Origin of the sequence: Bacillus sp. AY3-1, assembly GCF_008368785.1 — a bacterium.
Classification (GTDB): domain Bacteria; phylum Bacillota; class Bacilli; order Bacillales; family Bacillaceae_G; genus Bacillus_A; species Bacillus_A wiedmannii.
Map to the genome: position 1 here is coordinate 49,169 of NZ_QORZ01000011.1, position 16,255 is coordinate 65,423.

Annotated in this window: 14 protein-coding genes; 9 read left to right on the forward strand and 5 right to left on the reverse strand. The window is 35.7% G+C overall.

Features of this window, described 5'->3' with window-relative positions; genetic code table 11:
* The first annotated feature begins 31 nt into the window (after positions 1-31).
* Entirely contained in the window at positions 32-796 is a 765-nt protein-coding gene (locus DN389_RS07580) for a sulfite exporter TauE/SafE family protein (RefSeq protein ID WP_149236982.1), read from the forward strand.
* 81 nt (positions 797-877) lie between these two features.
* On the opposite strand, the gene DN389_RS07585 is transcribed toward DN389_RS07580, so the two are convergent.
* Together DN389_RS07585 and DN389_RS07590 are read right to left on the reverse strand one after the other, a co-directional pair.
* Positions 878-1,318, reverse strand: a complete 441-nt coding sequence (locus tag DN389_RS07585) for a hypothetical protein (RefSeq protein ID WP_000642361.1) — start codon at positions 1,316-1,318, stop codon at positions 878-880.
* 148 nt (positions 1,319-1,466) lie between these two features.
* Positions 1,467-2,675 carry an LCP family protein gene (locus DN389_RS07590; protein WP_048545734.1) on the reverse strand — a complete coding sequence of 403 codons (1,209 nt, stop codon included), beginning with the start codon at positions 2,673-2,675 and terminating at the stop codon, positions 1,467-1,469.
* Between the two features lie 314 nt (positions 2,676-2,989).
* On the opposite strand from DN389_RS07590, the gene DN389_RS07595 reads away from it, so the two are divergent.
* On the forward strand, positions 2,990-3,988 hold the full coding sequence (locus DN389_RS07595; protein ID WP_149236983.1) for a YhdH/YhfP family quinone oxidoreductase: 999 nt from the start codon (positions 2,990-2,992) through the stop codon (positions 3,986-3,988).
* A gap of 34 nt (positions 3,989-4,022) precedes the next feature.
* On the opposite strand, the gene DN389_RS07600 is transcribed toward DN389_RS07595, so the two are convergent.
* Together DN389_RS07600 and DN389_RS07605 are read right to left on the reverse strand one after the other, a co-directional pair.
* Complete coding sequence (locus DN389_RS07600) at positions 4,023-5,678, reverse strand: Na/Pi cotransporter family protein (RefSeq protein ID WP_000456277.1); 1,656 nt, start codon at positions 5,676-5,678, stop codon at positions 4,023-4,025.
* Positions 5,679-6,010: 332 nt separating this feature from the next.
* A complete protein-coding gene (locus DN389_RS07605; RefSeq protein WP_149236984.1) occupies positions 6,011-7,213 on the reverse strand; it encodes an MFS transporter in 1,203 nt (400 codons plus the stop codon).
* A gap of 319 nt (positions 7,214-7,532) precedes the next feature.
* Here DN389_RS07605 and DN389_RS07615 point away from each other — a divergent pair, with 319 nt between their 5' ends.
* The 7 genes from DN389_RS07615 (at position 7,533) to DN389_RS07645 (ending at position 14,095) form a co-directional block, all read left to right on the forward strand.
* Positions 7,533-8,621 carry a DUF871 domain-containing protein gene (locus DN389_RS07615; RefSeq protein ID WP_061680157.1) on the forward strand — a complete coding sequence of 363 codons (1,089 nt, stop codon included), beginning with the start codon at positions 7,533-7,535 and terminating at the stop codon, positions 8,619-8,621.
* A 76-nt stretch (positions 8,622-8,697) separates the two neighbouring features.
* Positions 8,698-10,638, forward strand: a complete 1,941-nt coding sequence (locus DN389_RS07620; RefSeq protein WP_149236985.1) for a BglG family transcription antiterminator — start codon at positions 8,698-8,700, stop codon at positions 10,636-10,638.
* A 110-nt stretch (positions 10,639-10,748) separates the two neighbouring features.
* On the forward strand, positions 10,749-11,069 hold the full coding sequence (locus DN389_RS07625; RefSeq protein ID WP_088082161.1) for a PTS lactose/cellobiose transporter subunit IIA: 321 nt from the start codon (positions 10,749-10,751) through the stop codon (positions 11,067-11,069).
* A 1-nt stretch (position 11,070) separates the two neighbouring features.
* Positions 11,071-11,376 carry a PTS sugar transporter subunit IIB gene (locus DN389_RS07630; RefSeq protein ID WP_000275649.1) on the forward strand — a complete coding sequence of 102 codons (306 nt, stop codon included), beginning with the start codon at positions 11,071-11,073 and terminating at the stop codon, positions 11,374-11,376.
* Between the two features lie 79 nt (positions 11,377-11,455).
* On the forward strand, positions 11,456-12,766 hold the full coding sequence (locus DN389_RS07635) for a PTS sugar transporter subunit IIC (RefSeq protein WP_001013048.1): 1,311 nt from the start codon (positions 11,456-11,458) through the stop codon (positions 12,764-12,766).
* A complete protein-coding gene (locus DN389_RS07640; protein WP_149236986.1) occupies positions 12,742-13,020 on the forward strand; it encodes a hypothetical protein in 279 nt (92 codons plus the stop codon). The genes DN389_RS07635 and DN389_RS07640 overlap by 25 nt, the downstream gene beginning before the upstream one ends.
* On the forward strand, positions 13,010-14,095 hold the full coding sequence (locus tag DN389_RS07645) for a DUF871 domain-containing protein (protein ID WP_149236987.1): 1,086 nt from the start codon (positions 13,010-13,012) through the stop codon (positions 14,093-14,095). The genes DN389_RS07640 and DN389_RS07645 overlap by 11 nt, the downstream gene beginning before the upstream one ends.
* 229 nt (positions 14,096-14,324) lie before the next feature.
* Here DN389_RS07645 and entC read toward each other — a convergent pair whose 3' ends face one another.
* Positions 14,325-15,716: a cell wall-binding protein EntC gene (gene entC, locus DN389_RS07655; RefSeq protein WP_097844517.1), complete on the reverse strand. Its 1,392-nt coding sequence runs from the start codon at positions 15,714-15,716 to the stop codon at positions 14,325-14,327.
* Positions 15,717-16,255 lie beyond the last annotated feature (539 nt).

A 16,255-nucleotide genomic window follows, 5' to 3' on the forward strand; every position in this document is an offset into this window, starting at 1 on the left:
CACCTTCTTTTTAGAAGGGAGGGGATGTAAGATGAGCTTAGTCGTATTACTTTTTATAATTGGGTTTATAGGATCGTTTATATCAGGAATGGTTGGAATTGGCGGTGCGATTATTAATTATCCAATGATCCTATACATTCCGGTATTGCTAGGATTTACTAGTTATACGTCACATGAAGTAAGTGGTATTACAGCGATTCAAGTATTCTTTGCAACTTTTGCAGGGGCATGGGCCTATCGGAAAAGTAATGATATGGATAAAACGCTAGTTGTGTATATGGGAGCTAGTATATTAATAGGAAGTTTCATAGGGAGTTTTGGTGCTAACGTATTAGCGGAACATACGGTCAATGTTGTTTATGCAGCGTTAGCAACAATAGCTGCTATTATGATGTTCGTACCGAAACGAAATAATAGTGGTGAAGTGACATATAATAAATGGTTAGCAAGCTTGTTAGCGTTTATTGTAGGAGGCGCATCAGGCATTATAGGTGCTGGAGGTTCTTTCTTATTAGTTCCTATTATGCTAGTTATTTTAAAATTGCCGATACGTACAACAATAGCAACATCTATCGCTATTACGTTTATTTCCTCAATAGGGATTACGACTGGAAAAGTGATAACTGGGCAAGTAGTTGTAATTCCAGCTCTTATTATTGCGATTGCAAGTATCTTTGCTGCGCCGCTTGGAGCACGAGTTGGGAAGAGGATCAATCAAAAAGCATTGCAATATATGTTATCGATTTTGATTGTAGGCACTGCTGTTAAGATGTGGATTGATATGTTATCGAAATAAAAGGATGGCGCTGCTTGCAGCCCATCCTTTTATCTATCCCGCTATTTGAAGGTAGTAAACGCCCGATTGGTGCAGGCTGATTTATGCCCAAATAACTTTCATTAAGTTTTTATATTCGTCATTTGCTAATTTATATAGCATTCTCGTATGTTCAAAGACAAGTGCTGGATTGAAATTTGGTTCTGAGAATGCAAGTGATGCTGAAATATCAATTGCATTTTGCTTATTTAACGTGAATTTTGCAAATCGGTAAGATGTGTTTAATTCATTGATGACATGCAAAATATCATTTGTTGATGTTGCATCAGGTACGTGAGCAACATTGAAGCAGTATATATCCACAGTAGGATGTTCGTTTTGGAATGCAGCGATAAGTTGAATTTTTGCGCCAGCTTCGGTCTCTAATCCTACCGAAAAATGAACAGAACCGTCATTTTCATCTATATTTTCTTCCATGTATATATCGTTGGATTTTAAGTAGTCTTTAAAATCTGAGATGTTATGTTTTACTGCAGCTTTCATATGTATGAGCCCCCTGATAATTGGAATAGATTGCTACTATTTATTATAATTTAAAAATATTAAAAAAGATAGTTAGAAAGTTCTGATTTTTGATTCCGAAGAAATAAAAAGAAGCAGTACTCTACCTCCATAGAGAACTGCTTCTTTTTTATTCATTGTCGTTAGATGATGTTTCTGTATCTTCACTGCTATTTTTATTCTTATTTTTAGATTCATTGTTACTTGATTCACGTTCACTTGAATTTTCCGACTTAGATTCTTTTGTTTTCTCTGTGCTTGTTTTCTTTGAATCAGAGTCTGTTTTTGTATATGCAGGTAATCCAAGGTGAGTACGAAGTTCGTTTGTAACAGTTGCTAATTCTTTTTTATCTGGATTGTAGTAATACGTTCGGCCGCCACCAGCAGATTTGCTACATGTATCGTCACCTTTTTCCATATAGCAGTCTTCACCTTGAATTTGTAATTTCTCAATTTCCGAGTCCGATCCGTACTTATAGAATGAAAGCATATCATCGAATGTTAAGTTCGTAACGAATTGTCCGTTAATATCATCTATGATGTTACCAACTTTTGTTACAGATCCAACGCTTGTTAGTTTCTTTAAAATTGCTTCAATAACGAGTTGTTGACGTTGTCCACGCATTGCATCACTATCGATGTGGCGCGTTCTAGCAAGGGCAAGAGCTTCTTCACTATTTAGCTTTTGAACACCTTTCTTCAGGTGAATCGCATCAGCAGTATCATTACTATCTTGTTCAGTAAATTCAACTGGTACATCGACTTCAATACCACCTAAATCGTCGACAATTTTCATAAATGACTTGAAGTTAAACTTTACAAAGTAATCAACGGGAACATTCATTAATTTTTCAACTGCATCAATGCTTGCTTGGGGTCCACCATCTTTTCCGTTTTTAGTAGAACCGTATGCATGAGCGTGTGTAATTTTATCTTTTTTCTTTTCCACTGGGATATAAGTATATGTATCTCGTGGAATACTTAATAGTTTTACAGTTTTGCTATCTTTATTAAACGTTGCAAGTAGTAGTGCATCCGTTCTTATAGCTTCTCCATATTCTTTCCCGCGGACATCGCTTTCATCAACACCCATGATTAAGACGGAGACGTTATTTGTGATAGGTTTTACAGCTTTATCACGTAAATCAGATTTATCACCGCGCGCTAAATCGTGTGCGGCATTTCGAACAGCAGAAGATGCTTTATTTACTAAAAACCAAGTATAACCGCCACCTATTATTAAAAAGAATAGAATAACGCTTATAATAATTTTTGTTTTTTTCCTACTTTTTTTCGGTTTACTGCGTGTATTTTCTTGCAAAGATGGGTTTTGCTCCATTTCCTGTACTCCTTCATTTGGATTGAAATACGACACTCATATCCACTTATTATAATGAAATTTGACGAAAAAAGACATTACAAATCATTTACATTTCGTAAAAATTCAATATATTTATAAAAAGTCAGATTTTCTATATTTTATTTTTCAGATGTAGAATAAGTATAAGTTGTTTTAGTGGAAATGAAAACATGTATTGTGAGAAAGTGATAGAGAAGTAAGATTTGTTGAAATATAGCCAAGAAGAAATGAGTAGGTTTACTTATTTCTTCTATATAATAAAGAAGAATTTTACGGATAAAGGAGAGGGCATAGTGAATCATACATCATTCCGAGCAATCGTTGTGAAAGAAACAGAAAGTAAGCAGTTTGTAAGAAACGTTGTAGAGAGAGAAGTAAGTAGTTTACCTGAGGGGGACGTATTAATACAGGTTCATTATTCTTCATTAAATTATAAAGATGCACTTTCAGCCACGGGTAATAAAGGGGTTACGAGAACATATCCTCATACGCCAGGAATTGATGCAGCAGGAGTGGTTGTGAGTAGTGCAGATGAAACCATTAAGGTAGGAGACCAAGTTATTGTAACGGGATATGATTTAGGTATGAATACTTCTGGTGGTTTCGGAGAATATATTCGCGTGCCAGCATCTTGGATCATCCCTTTACCAGAGGGCATGTCATTAAAGGAAAGTATGATGTACGGGACAGCAGGTTTTACAGCTGCTTTATCAGTATATAAGCTTATTGGAGCAGGCATAACGCCTAGTATGGGAGATGTTTTAGTAACGGGTGCAACAGGCGGCGTAGGGAGTGTAGCTGTTAGTATTTTAAGTAAGCTAGGATTTAACGTAGTAGGAGCGACAGGGAAAATGGAAGAAGAAGAGATGCTACTATGTCTAGGAGCGAAACAAGTGATTCATCGTACGGAGTTGAATGATGAATCAGGAAGACCAATGTTAAAAGGGATATACGCCGGGGTTATCGATACTGTAGGTGGACATATGCTAGAAACCGCTTTAAAAACGGTAAAGTATGGTGGTTGTGTAACGACGTGCGGTAATGTGGCAGGACAAGAATTGCAAACAACGGTATATCCGTTTATTTTGCGAGGCATAAGTCTTTTAGGAATAGATTCTGTGCAATGCCCAGTGGATGTGAGAAGAGATGTGTGGACGCTCTTAGCAAGTGAATGGGAGAATAATGAGTTACTATCTTATACAGAAGAATGTACATTAGAAGAGTTAGATGAGAAGTTTACACTTATATTGCAAGGAAAGTTAAAAGGAAGAACTGTTGTAAATATGAAATGAAAAAAGAGACGCTCACGTTAGCGTCTCTTTCCTATTATAATGATTGTTTTAAATTGATTTTACCTTGTTCACCTAAAACACCATCAGCGATATTTACAGCGTGATCACCGATACGCTCTAAGTTACTTACCATATCGACGAAGATGATACTTGCATCACCTGAACAGCTACGTTCGTTCAGACGTAATACGTGACGTTTACGAAGAACACGTTCCATTTGGTCGATTTTACGTTCTTTTGCAATAACAGTTTGAGCTAATTCAGTATCGAAGTTTGTTAAAGCTTCGACTGCGTCTTGTAATGTTGAAATCGTTAATTCAAGCATTTCATTTAGTTCAGCTAGTGCTTCATCTGATAGTGAAACGCGGTTTGAAATTTGGAAATCTACAAGTTCTACAAGGTTTTCTACATGATCACCGACACGTTCAATATCCCCAACAACACCAGCTAAAACGGAGTGTTTTTCAGAGTCTGAAGGTGAAAGCGGCTTTTCTGATAGTAAAACTAAATACTCGGTAATTTTTTTATCTAAATTGTTAATAGCTCCTTCTAATTGAGTAGCCATGTTTTCGTGCTTTTTGTCTTGTGTATTTAAATATTGATTCGCTTCTTTTAAGCCGTGTAATGAAAATTCAGCCATACGCACAACCTCTTTTTGAGCTTCAGTTAAAGCGATAGCTGGAGATTGCTCAATAAAGATTGGATTTAAATGTTGCGGTTTGAAGTTAATAGATGAATCTTCACCACGAATGATTTTTGTTACGATCCATGCTAATACTGCAATAAATGGGAACTGAATAATTGTATTTGTTACGTTAAATGTTCCATGTGCAAATGCAATTGTCATTTCCGGATTTAAGTTTAATGAAGTTTGGAAATACTGGATTAAACTTGTAAATGGTACTAATAAAATTGTAAAGATAATTGTACCGATAATATTAAAGATAACGTGAACTAATGCTGCACGTCTTGCGGCAATTGAAGTACCGATTGCTGCTAATACTGCTGTAATTGTTGTACCGATGTTATCACCGAACAATACAGGAAGAGAAGCTTGTAAATCGATTGCACCTTGACCGAATAGTTCTTGTAAAATACCGATTGTTGCGCTTGAGCTTTGTACAATTAAAGTGAACACTGTACCGACAATAATTCCTAAAATTGGATTATCACTCATGCTAACCATTAACTCTTGGAATGACTCTAAAGAACGAAGAGGTTTCATACCTGCGCTCATTAATTCTAAACCGAAGAATAACATACCAAAACCGAATACAACTTGACCTACAGAATGTACTTTTTTATTTTTAAAGAAGAATAGTAAAATCGCTCCAACTGCCATAACTGGGAGCGCATATTCTCCGATTTTAATTCCGATAATAAATGCAGTAACTGTCGTTCCGATGTTCGCACCCATAATAACACCGATTGCTTGTCTTAATGTCATAAATCCGGCACTTACAAGTCCGACTGTTAAAGCGGTTGTTCCTGAACTTGATTGGATTAATACAGTAACTAACATACCTGCTAGTACACCCATAAGTGGGTTTGTTGTAAAGCGATCTAAAATATCGCGAAGACGATCACCAGCTGCTTGTTGCAGTCCATCGCCCATGTATTTAATCCCGAATAAGAAAATACCTAATCCACCAATGAACTGGAAGATCATATCTTGAACATTATATTCCACGCATTCCACTCCTTAAATTTCATGTACGCTGTAATTATTAACTAAACCTTGAGGCACTGTAAACGGTTTGCTAGTAAAATTTACACTAACTTTACAAAGGGACAAAAAGTTTACAATTCTTTAAAGAAACAGCTGTATTTTATTGGTTTTCATCTTGTATAAATCTTAATTTTGTAAATAAATCACACTTTTTAGAATAGTATTGTTCAGGTGGATATGAAGGAAGGCGTCTGCGAGTTCATCGTATATTTTTTGATGAAAGTTAAAAAAATATGTAGGAAAATGCATGTAGTTTTATAACAGCAAAAATACGATAAAAAAAGCCACTGAAATTATCCAGCAGCTTTTTCTCTGTTTTTATCTCCATGCTTTTGCTTTCTTATACTTGTAATGTAAATGAATAGGAAAGCAATAAGTAATAGAGAGGAATATCGATATACAGTTGCATAGTTGGTGAAGTGTGCAATGAATCCAAATATAATTGCGCCAGCGCCAATGCCGAGGTCAAATGCTGAGAAGAATGTAGCTGTTGCGACTCCTCGTCGGTGTGGTGCTACTCGGTCGATCACCCATGCTTGTAGTGCAGGTTGAATCGCTCCAAAACCACTTCCGTAGCATGCTGCTGCAATAATTAAACTCGGAATTGTAGTTGTATACGACAATAAAATAATACCTGTAAACGTAATGATAACCCCTGGAATAATAACGAATGCATGACCTTTCGCATCGTATAACTTTCCAGAAAACGGACGAGTGACAGCGATTGCAAGTGCATTAAATAAGAAGAAGAGGCTTATATCAGCAATTCCGACTTCCGTAGCAAATAATGTAATAAAGCTCCCGATTCCGCCGTACATTAATGTAATACATAATATTAATAATGAAGGAAGTAAAGCTTTGCGCTCAATAAATCCATCGAGAAAAGTACCAGATGTTTGCTGTGGTGGTTGCGGCGATTTTTTGATTTGAAGTAGTTTCGTTAATATTAATGAAACAATTGTACATGAAAGTGCACATAAAAAAAGAATCGTGAAGTTATATGTTTGCATGAGCCAAAGTCCGATAAGTGGACCGAGCGCCATTGCAATCGTTCCAGAAAGACCGAAATATCCCATGCCTTCGCCGCGACGAGCTTGCGGAATTAAATCTGAAACGACAGTTCCATATGTAGTCGTTGTAATACCAAAGCCAGCTCCGTGTAAAATTCGCACGGCAAGCAATAGGAAGACGGTTGAAGCGAAAAGATAACTACCCATAGCGAGTAAACAAATAGCAGTACCGATCATTAAAATGATTTTTTTGTTGAATTTTTGCAAGGCGTTTCCAGTCAGTGGTCGAACAAAAAGTGCCGCCACGGTAAACATGCCTACAACAAATCCGATATTAGAACTTGTGCCGCCAATTTCTTTCACATAAACAGGTAAAGTAGGAATTAACATTTGAAACCCTAAAAACATACATAAGTTTGCAAAAATTAAAGCGACAAACTCTTTCGTCCATAACGATTCTCGTTTTACGAGTATTGCTTCTCCCATATATTCATCCCCTATATAAAATTTTCTCTTTTCTTTCGAGTATATGTATTGGTCAATGTAACAGTCAAGGAAGGTGCCTTGAAAACGTATAACAATTTTTGCGGTGAAAAAACTGACAAATTTGTGTAAAAGCTACACAACTATGAAAAAAAGATGTAAAGTATAGATGTATAGACTTGTAGTTGTTATGAATGATAGAAATTGGTTTTTCTTTAAAGAAAGCGGATTCAAAAAGTAGTGAATGAGAAGGGGAAATATACTTTTTCACTACATATATTTGAAAAGGTTTACAAAACAATGAAGAAAGAGGCGTGTACATATGAGACGATTAGGTATTTCTATTTATCCAGAACATTCAACAGTAGAGAAAGATAAGGAATATTTAACATTAGCAAGTAAATACGGATTTAATCGTGTATTCACATGCTTATTGTCTGTAGATGGAGAAAAAGAGAAAATTATAGAAGAGTTTAAAGAAACGATCTCTCATGCAAATGCATTAGGGTTCCAAGTATTAGTTGATATTAGTCCGTCTGTTTTTACACAACTAGGTATTTCATATAATGATTTATCGTTCTTCCATGAGTTGGGAGCGTACGGCATTCGTTTAGATGTTGGATTCTCTGGTTTAGAAGAATCGATTATGACTTACAATCCATACGGCTTAAAAATTGAAATTAATATGAGTAACGGTACGAAATATGTAGATAACATTATGAGCCATAGACCAAACCGTGAAAATTTAATTGGTTGCCATAATTTTTATCCGCATCGTTATTCAGGATTATCATACGATCATTTCATTAAATGCTCGAAACAATTTAAAGATTACGGTATGAGAACGGCTGCGTTTATTTCATCCTTTGATGCAACGTACGGACCTTGGCCAGTAACAGAAGGCTTATGTACGTTAGAGCAGCATCGTGAATTACCGATGACAACACAAGCGAAGCATTTATTTGCGACAGAATTAATTGATGATGTTATTATTGCGAACGCGTATGCATCAGAAGAAGAATTACAAGCACTAGGTGCATTAAATAAAGAGAAACAAACATTTGATATAGGATTATATGATACAACAACAGAACTAGAAAAAATTATCGTATTAGACGAGCCTCATTTTTACCGCGGAGATGTATCTGAATATATGATTCGCTCGACACAAAGTCGTGTGAAATATAAGAAAGAAGAGTTCAAACCGCATAATACACGCGAAATTAAACGCGGTGATCTTTTAATTGATAATGAACAGTATGGTCAATATAAAGGTGAATTACAAATTGCGTTAAAAGATATGGTGAACACAGGAAAAACAAATGTAGTTGGCCGAATTGTAGAAGAAGAAATTTTCTTATTAGATTATTTACAAGCATGGGATAAATTCGGATTTACATTAAAGAAATAGATAAAATGAAAAAGGAAAAAACTACTGACCTCAGCAGCTTTTTCCTTTTTATATATAAATTGTGAGAGGAAGAGCTATGACAAAAGTGCATCAGCGATTAATTTCTATTTTAGAGGAGTTTTTAGAAGAGAAATCGATGTTAAATCGAGCTTTTTTAGCGAGCCGTTTACATGTATCAACGAAGACGATTCAAAAAGATATAAAATTATTAAATGATATATTGGAAGAAAACGGGGCGAAAATTGAATCGCAAAGAGGGACTGGATACGAACTAGAAATTATACAAACGAAGAAATTTGAAGAGTTTTGCGTGAGTCTATTTCAAAAACAGACGGAAAAGATCCCAACTTCTTATGAAGAAAGGATAGCGTATATCCTGCAACGTATTGTAACGTCAGAGGGGTATGTGAAGCTTTCACAGTTAGCAGAGGAGATTTATGTGAGTAAATCGACTGTAAATTTAATTATGAAAGATGTGACAGATATATGTGGTCGCTATCAATTACAAATTGAAAAGAGACCGTATTATGGTATACGTATTGTGGGAGAGGAGTTTCATATTCGTTCTTGTTTATCACAATATGGTTTACCGCGCTATGATCATACTCCGTTTCATGAGCAATTTGAGCAGAGGGATACATATTTATCGTTACCTCATATCCCATTTATCCGTTCGGTTATCTTAAAGTATATCGAGGGAGGTACGATATATTTATCAGATATTGAAATTGATAATTTAGTCATTCATATTGCAATTGCATTAAGGCGTTGTGAAGATCAACATTATATGAAAGGACTGAATGCGGAGCAATCAGAACTTATCATAAAGAAAGAATATACAATTGCGAAACAGATTGTAGGGGATTTAGAGAAAGAGTTGCATCTTTCATTTCCAGAAGAAGAAGTTTTATATGTGACGATGCATTTATTAAGTACTGCTGTTACAGCGAAAGATCGTTATGAAAATGTGGAAGAGCTATTAGGGAAAGATCTATATGCATTTATGCAACATATTCTTTTTAAAGTAGCGGAAGAACGGAATCTTATTTTTTATTATGATGAAGAATTATTATTTGGATTTGGTGTTCATTTAAAAACGTTATTAAACCGTTTGAAGTATAAGTTAAATACGAGAAATCCTCTATTGGCAGAAGTGAAAAAGAATTATCCGTATGCTTTTGAAATTGCAGTTCTTGTAGGAGATATAATTGGTGAATATACGGGAGAATCGATTCCGGAAAGTGAAATTGGTTATATTGCGATTCACTTCGGCGGAGCGATGAGTCGTTTACAGGAACAGAATCAAAAGAAAAGATGTTTACTAGTTTGTGCGACTGGTCAAGGAAGCGCTCAGCTATTGAAATATAAAATTTTATCACAGTTCCGAGATAAATTAGAGATTGTAGGTATTACAGGTTATTATCAATTGAAAGTAGAAGACATTTATAAAGATAAAATAGATTGTATTATTAGTACGATTCATATACCGAGTGGTTTGCCTGTGCCTGTTATAAAAGTGAACTCAATATTTGATGATAAAGAGATTAAGTTAATCGGTCAGCAGTTGTTTACGCATGTGAATATTAGTGTGCAGCAGTATATAAAGGAAGATTTAATCTTTTTAAATCATAGCGCTTCTACGAAGGAAGAGGTTATTCAGTTTTTATGTGAGAAAGCTGCTGAGAAAAACTATGTATCAGAAAACTTTTATGATTCTGTTATGGAAAGAGAGAATACATCTCCGACAGCGGTTGGGAATTTAGTTGCAATTCCACATCCGATGCAGTTATTAAGTGAGAAAACATTTTTGATGTTTTGTACACTTAATAAAGCGGTTGACTGGGGAGATAAGAAAGTACAAGTTATTATTTTATTTAGTGTAAAGCGCAATAATAATGAAGATTTACAAAAGCTTTATGATTTTTTATATGATATTATGTCTAGTCAGCATACGATAGAGAAATTAACTCAGGCTGGAATGATTGAAGAATTTCAAGAGATTTTACTATCGTTTTGAAAAAGTATATAAAAACTTCCGTTACACAACGGAAGTTTTTTATGTTTAATTGTATGCGTTTTCATAATAAGATAACAATATAGAAAAAAGATAGCTTGGGGGAATTTAAAATGAACGATATGCAAACTCCATTTGCGTTAATTTTACATGGTGGCAATGCGAGAAGCGCGGCGCTTGAAGCAATTGCTTTTGCAAGACAAGGAGATTTTGAGAATGCGAGTGAAAAGATGAAACTTGCTAGTGAAGAGATTTCAGCAGCTCATCGCATTCAAACAGACTTAATTCAAGAAGAAGCAAGAGGAAATCATGCAGAAATCAGTTTACTGTTAGTGCATGCACAAGATCATTTAATGAATGCAATTACAGTGAAAGAACTTGCTGAAGAATTTATCACTCTTCATAAACGAGTAGAAGAGAAAGTGACAGTATAAGATGTACATTTTATTATGTTGTGCAGCAGGCATGTCAACGAGTATGGTTGTAAGAAAAATGCAAGAAGAGGCAATGAAACAAGGGAAGGATTATAAAATTAAAGCAGTTGATTCAGAACTTGTGAAACTGGAAATAAAAAATGCTGATGTTGTTTTAATCGGGCCACAGGTGAAGTATTTGTTTCCAGCGGTACAGTTTCTTGCGAAATCATACGATATACCGGTTGCAATAATAGAACAAAGAGATTATGGCATGTGTGACGGTTTAAAAGTACTGAAACAAGCAGAACAATTAGTTTTAGCATAAATATATTTTTTTAAATATAAACATTATAATGTTATAACTTTTTGTCCTTACGTAGTAAAGAGAAAGAGGAGGGGTATTGATGAATGGTTTTATGAGTTTTATGGAACAAAAGATTATGCCAACAACGCAAAAGATTGCAGGACAACGACATTTATTAGCAATTCGAAACGGAGTTATTTCTACATTGCCGTTAACGATTGTCGGATCATTTTTCGTTATCTTTTTAAATTTACCAATTGATGCATATATGGAATGGATTGCACCATTTCGCCATATTTTAGATATTCCATTCCGGTTTACAGTAGGTTTAATGGCATTATACGCAGCATTTGGGGTAGGAGCTTCACTCGCAAACTTTTATCAGCTCAATCAGTTAAGTGCAGGGTTGTTATCTGTACTCGCCTTTTTACTAGCATCAGTTGAACCAATTCAAATTACGAAAGCTGTACCCGGTGTTATTGATGCGGGAAGATATATTTCAGTAGGAACATTAAGTGCAACGTCTTTATTCGGCGCAATTGTCACAGCTTTAATTGCAGTAGAAATTTATCACTTTATGATTAAGCATAATATCTCGATTAAATTACCAGACAGTGTGCCACCAGCAGTTGCAAACTCGTTTGCTGCATTAATTCCAACTTTAGTCGTTATTCTTTTATTCTGGGGTATTCGTTACGGTTTAAAATTTGATGTAAATACAACAATCACGTATTTAATTGCACCACTAAAATCAGTATTAGTAGGAAATAATTTATTCGGCGGTTTATTAACAGTATTCTTAATCGTGTTCTTCTGGTCATTCGGTATACATGGCCCAGCCATTTTAGGACCAATTATTCGTCCAATGTGGGATTCAGCAATTCTTGAAAATATGGAAGTATTCACAGCTACAGGAAATGCACATCAATTACCAAACTTATTTACAGAGCAATTTATTCAATGGTTCGTATGGATCGGTGGATCAGGCTCAACGTTAGCTTTAGTTATTATGTTTATGTTCTCTAAATCTAAGTTCCTAAAAGAGTTAGGTAGATTATCATTCGTACCAGGTTTATTCAATATTAACGAACCGATTATTTTCGGGGCACCAATTGTAATGAACCCAATCTTAATTATTCCATTCGTTATTACACCGTTAGTTACAACGACAGTATCATATTTCGCAGTTGTTTCAGGTATGATTCCGCTGATGATGGCGAAATTGCCATTTACGATGTTAGCTCCAATTGCAGCGATTATTAGTACAGACTGGACAATTATGGCGGGTGTACTTGTACTTGTTAACTTTGTGATCTCATTCGTTATTTACTATCCATTCTTCAAAATGTATGAGAAACAACAATTAGCAGGAGAGGAGAAAACAGAATGCTCGGAGCAATTATCATCTTAATTACATTCGTAGCGGGGCAGTGTATTGCACATTATTCAAAATGGGTACAAAGTAAATCTTTATTAGTGTTACTACTCATATCAATTTTATTTATCGGTAGTTCAATGGGTGCATATGTAATGCTAAGCTTACAATCACCGTACGTAATTATTGTACCAACGATTTTATGTGCAACATGTTTATCTGCAAAATATAGATTTACGAGCATGGTATTAATACAACGTGTGAAGGAGATGCAAAAGCATGGAGCGTAAATTAGGAATTTCACTTTATCCAGAGCATTCAACGAAAGAACAAGATATGGCATACATTTCGGCAGCGGCACGCCACGGTTTTTCAAGAATATTCACATGTCTATTATCTGTGAATCGTCCAAAAGAAGAAATTGTAGCTGAATTTAAAGAAATTATTAATCATGCAAAAGATAACAATATGGAAGTTATTTTAGATGTAGCTCCGGCAGTATTCGATCAACTCGGTATTAGCTATAGCGATCTATCATTCTTTGCAGAGTTAGGTGCAGATGGTATTCGTTTAGATTTAGGTTTTGACGGATTAACAGAAGCGAAAATGACGAATAATCCGTATGGCTTAAAAATTGAACTGAACGTAAGTAACGATATTGCATACTTAGAAAATATTCTTTCGCATCAGGCGAATAAACCAGCTTTAATTGGTTGTCATAACTTCTATCCGCAAAAATTTACTGGACTTCCGTATGATTATTTCATTCGCTGTAGTGAACGCTTTAAAAAACACGGTATTCGCACGGCAGCATTTATTACGTCACATGCAGCCGACATTGGTCCATGGGATATTAATGACGGATTATGTACGTTAGAACAACATCGTAACTTACCGATTGAAGTACAAGCAAAACATTTATGGGCAACAGGGCTTATTGATGATGTGATTATCGGAAATGCTTATGCGAGTGAAGAAGAGTTAGAGAAACTAGGAAACTTAAATCGTTACATGTTACAGCTAAAGGTACACTTTGTAGACGAAGCGACGGAAGTAGAGAAGAAAGCGACACTGCAAGAATTACACGTAAGACGCGGCGACATAACAGAATATATGGTACGTTCTACAGAAGTACGTAAAAAGTATAAAGACTATAACTTCCCAGTGCGCGAAAGTGTATTACAGGAAAGAGGGCAAGTTGTAATTGGGAACAACTCATTTGGTAAGTATAAAGGTGAACTGCAAATCATTCTAAAAGAGATGCCGATAGATGAACGGAAAAATATTGTCGGTACAATTGCAGAAGAAGAGTTATTCTTACTAGATTATGTAGGAGCTTGGACGCAGTTTACTTGTGTGGAATAGGGGAGTATAGGGGGCTGTCCGAATTTTGGGCAGCCTTTTTATCATAAAGTACTTTTCAATGTCAAAGTTTGTCGGTAAATCGATATTCCTTGTCGAATCGTGGATATATTGTAGGTTACGATAGATATATTTGAAAAATCGTGGATATAATTTCAGGTAGAGTATATTTTCCTTTAGAAGGAACGCAAAAAAAGTCAGCCTCAATGAGACTGACTTTTTTTTATACGAACTAGTTTAATACTTTAACTGTAACTGTTTTACGTCCCCAGTTACTTGATGTACCTTTGTCTGGCATTAAAACGTCGATTTTATTTCCTTTAATAGCTCCACCAGTATCACCAGCGATTGCTACTCCGTAACCTTCAACCCATACTTTTGAACCTAATGGAATTACACTTGGGTCAACTGCAATAAGTTTCATATTTGGATTAGCTGTTAAGTTGTGACCTAAAGCTGATTTTACTTGGTCGCCTGCTTTATAACCATTTTCAAGTGGATCTGCTGTGTAAGCTGTTGCTACAACACGTAACTCACGAGAAGATGATGGTGCACTTGTTTCAGTTTCTTTTGCAACAGGTTGTTGTGTAGCTGGTTTTTGAGCTTTAGCCGCTTCACGAGCTTCAGCTGCTTCTTGAGCTTTAGCTGCTTCACGAGCTTTAGCTGCCTCTTGAGCTTTAGCCGCTGCTTGAGCTTCAGCTGCTGCCTCGGCTTTAGCTGCTTCACGAGCTTTAGCTGCTTCTTGAGCTTTAGCCGCTGCTTGAGCTTCAGCTGCTGCCTCGGCTTTAGCTGCTTCACGAGCTTTAGCTGCTTCCCCGGCCTTAGCTTCTGCTTGAGCTTTAGCTTCTGCCTGAGCTTTAGCTGCTTCACGAGCTTTAGCCGCTTCTTGAGCTTTAGCTTCTGCTTGAGCCTCAGCTGCTTCACGAGCTTTAGTTGCTTCTTGTGCTTTAGCCTTTGCTTGAGTTTCAGCTACCTCACCGGCTTTAACTGCTTCACGAACTTTAGCTGTATCTTGAACTTTAGTTGTTTTTTCAACTTTAACTGCTGGCTGAACTTTAACTGGAGCTTTACCTGTTAAGTAAGGAACGTGAACATAAGCTGTTTTTCCGTTATATTCAAATTGAATCCAGTCATTTTGTACTTGGTGTGTTGTTTCGATTACATCATCTTGTTTCAATTTACCAAGAATTTCTGAGTCTGTGTTTGCACCAGCACGTACGTTTAATACGTTTGCTGTTACGTAGTAAGTGTCTTTTGTATAGTCAGCGCTAATGAAAGCTTCTTTACCGCTATTCAATTTCACTTTTGACCATCCGTTTTCTGTATGTAAAACGTTAACTTTATATCCATCTAATAACTTTCCGACAACTTGTGATTCAGTAGTTGGGTTTTCTCGTACATTTAGTACATCAGTCGTTACGATTGTTTCTGCTTTAGCAGATGTTGTGAAAATCCCAAGACCAAAAACCGCTGCTGTTGCTATACCCATAAATTTTTTCATAATAGCCTCCATTGCATTTGTTTTCGTTGACCTCATTATAGCAACCATTATTTTCTTATTTGCGGAAAACACAAAACTACAAAGCATTCGTAACGGGTCATTAATATTCTGTAATAATTCCAGTAATATCCTAAAAGCGCTTTCTTATAGTTGTTAGGGGAGGTTAGAGCATGTGATGCATAAAAATGAGAGTATTTCAATTTCTAATAGGTTAATAATATTTCTGTAGTATTACGTAATTATTTCGTAATCATTACAAAAATGGCGTATTTTGCTGTTAGAACAGGTGATTAGTTATGTAAAAATAACTATTTTCGCTGTGGAGAGATTGAAATGAGGTGAAATTTAATGAAATATCGTTATAATTGTTACAAAATAAGTCGAGTTATGGAAAAAATTACGCCTTGATTTTAGTCTGTTACATATTATTTTTGCAATAATAGGATTCTATAATAGCTTTAGTAGGTTAAAATAATTAAAGATGTTGATAACGTGAAACATATATAATAGAAGAAACACGATTTAATAGATAAAGTGAAACTTTAATCAGTGGGGGGGATTCTTCCTCCCCCACTGATTATCAGCCCTCACCAATCGGGCTTTAATGGGCAGCCCGACCCCCACCTAAATTCTTTGCTTTCGCTGAATTTTGAGGTGGGGGT

Excerpts from the sequence above, each read along its gene's own strand:
- DN389_RS07585 (WP_000642361.1), bottom strand. The coding sequence starts at position 1,318 with ATGAAAGCTGCAGTAAAACATAACATCTCAGATTTTAAAGACTACTTA.
- DN389_RS07635 (WP_001013048.1), top strand. The coding sequence starts at position 11,456 with ATGAATGGTTTTATGAGTTTTATGGAACAAAAGATTATGCCAACAACG.
- DN389_RS07640 (WP_149236986.1), top strand. The coding sequence starts at position 12,742 with ATGCTCGGAGCAATTATCATCTTAATTACATTCGTAGCGGGGCAGTGT.
- DN389_RS07625 (WP_088082161.1), top strand. The coding sequence starts at position 10,749 with ATGAACGATATGCAAACTCCATTTGCGTTAATTTTACATGGTGGCAAT.
- DN389_RS07580 (WP_149236982.1), top strand. The coding sequence starts at position 32 with ATGAGCTTAGTCGTATTACTTTTTATAATTGGGTTTATAGGATCGTTT.
- DN389_RS07605 (WP_149236984.1), bottom strand. The coding sequence starts at position 7,213 with ATGGGAGAAGCAATACTCGTAAAACGAGAATCGTTATGGACGAAAGAG.
- DN389_RS07620 (WP_149236985.1), top strand. The coding sequence starts at position 8,698 with ATGACAAAAGTGCATCAGCGATTAATTTCTATTTTAGAGGAGTTTTTA.
- DN389_RS07615 (WP_061680157.1), top strand. The coding sequence starts at position 7,533 with ATGAGACGATTAGGTATTTCTATTTATCCAGAACATTCAACAGTAGAG.
- DN389_RS07645 (WP_149236987.1), top strand. The coding sequence starts at position 13,010 with ATGGAGCGTAAATTAGGAATTTCACTTTATCCAGAGCATTCAACGAAA.
- DN389_RS07630 (WP_000275649.1), top strand. The coding sequence starts at position 11,071 with ATGTACATTTTATTATGTTGTGCAGCAGGCATGTCAACGAGTATGGTT.
- DN389_RS07590 (WP_048545734.1), bottom strand. The coding sequence starts at position 2,675 with ATGGAGCAAAACCCATCTTTGCAAGAAAATACACGCAGTAAACCGAAA.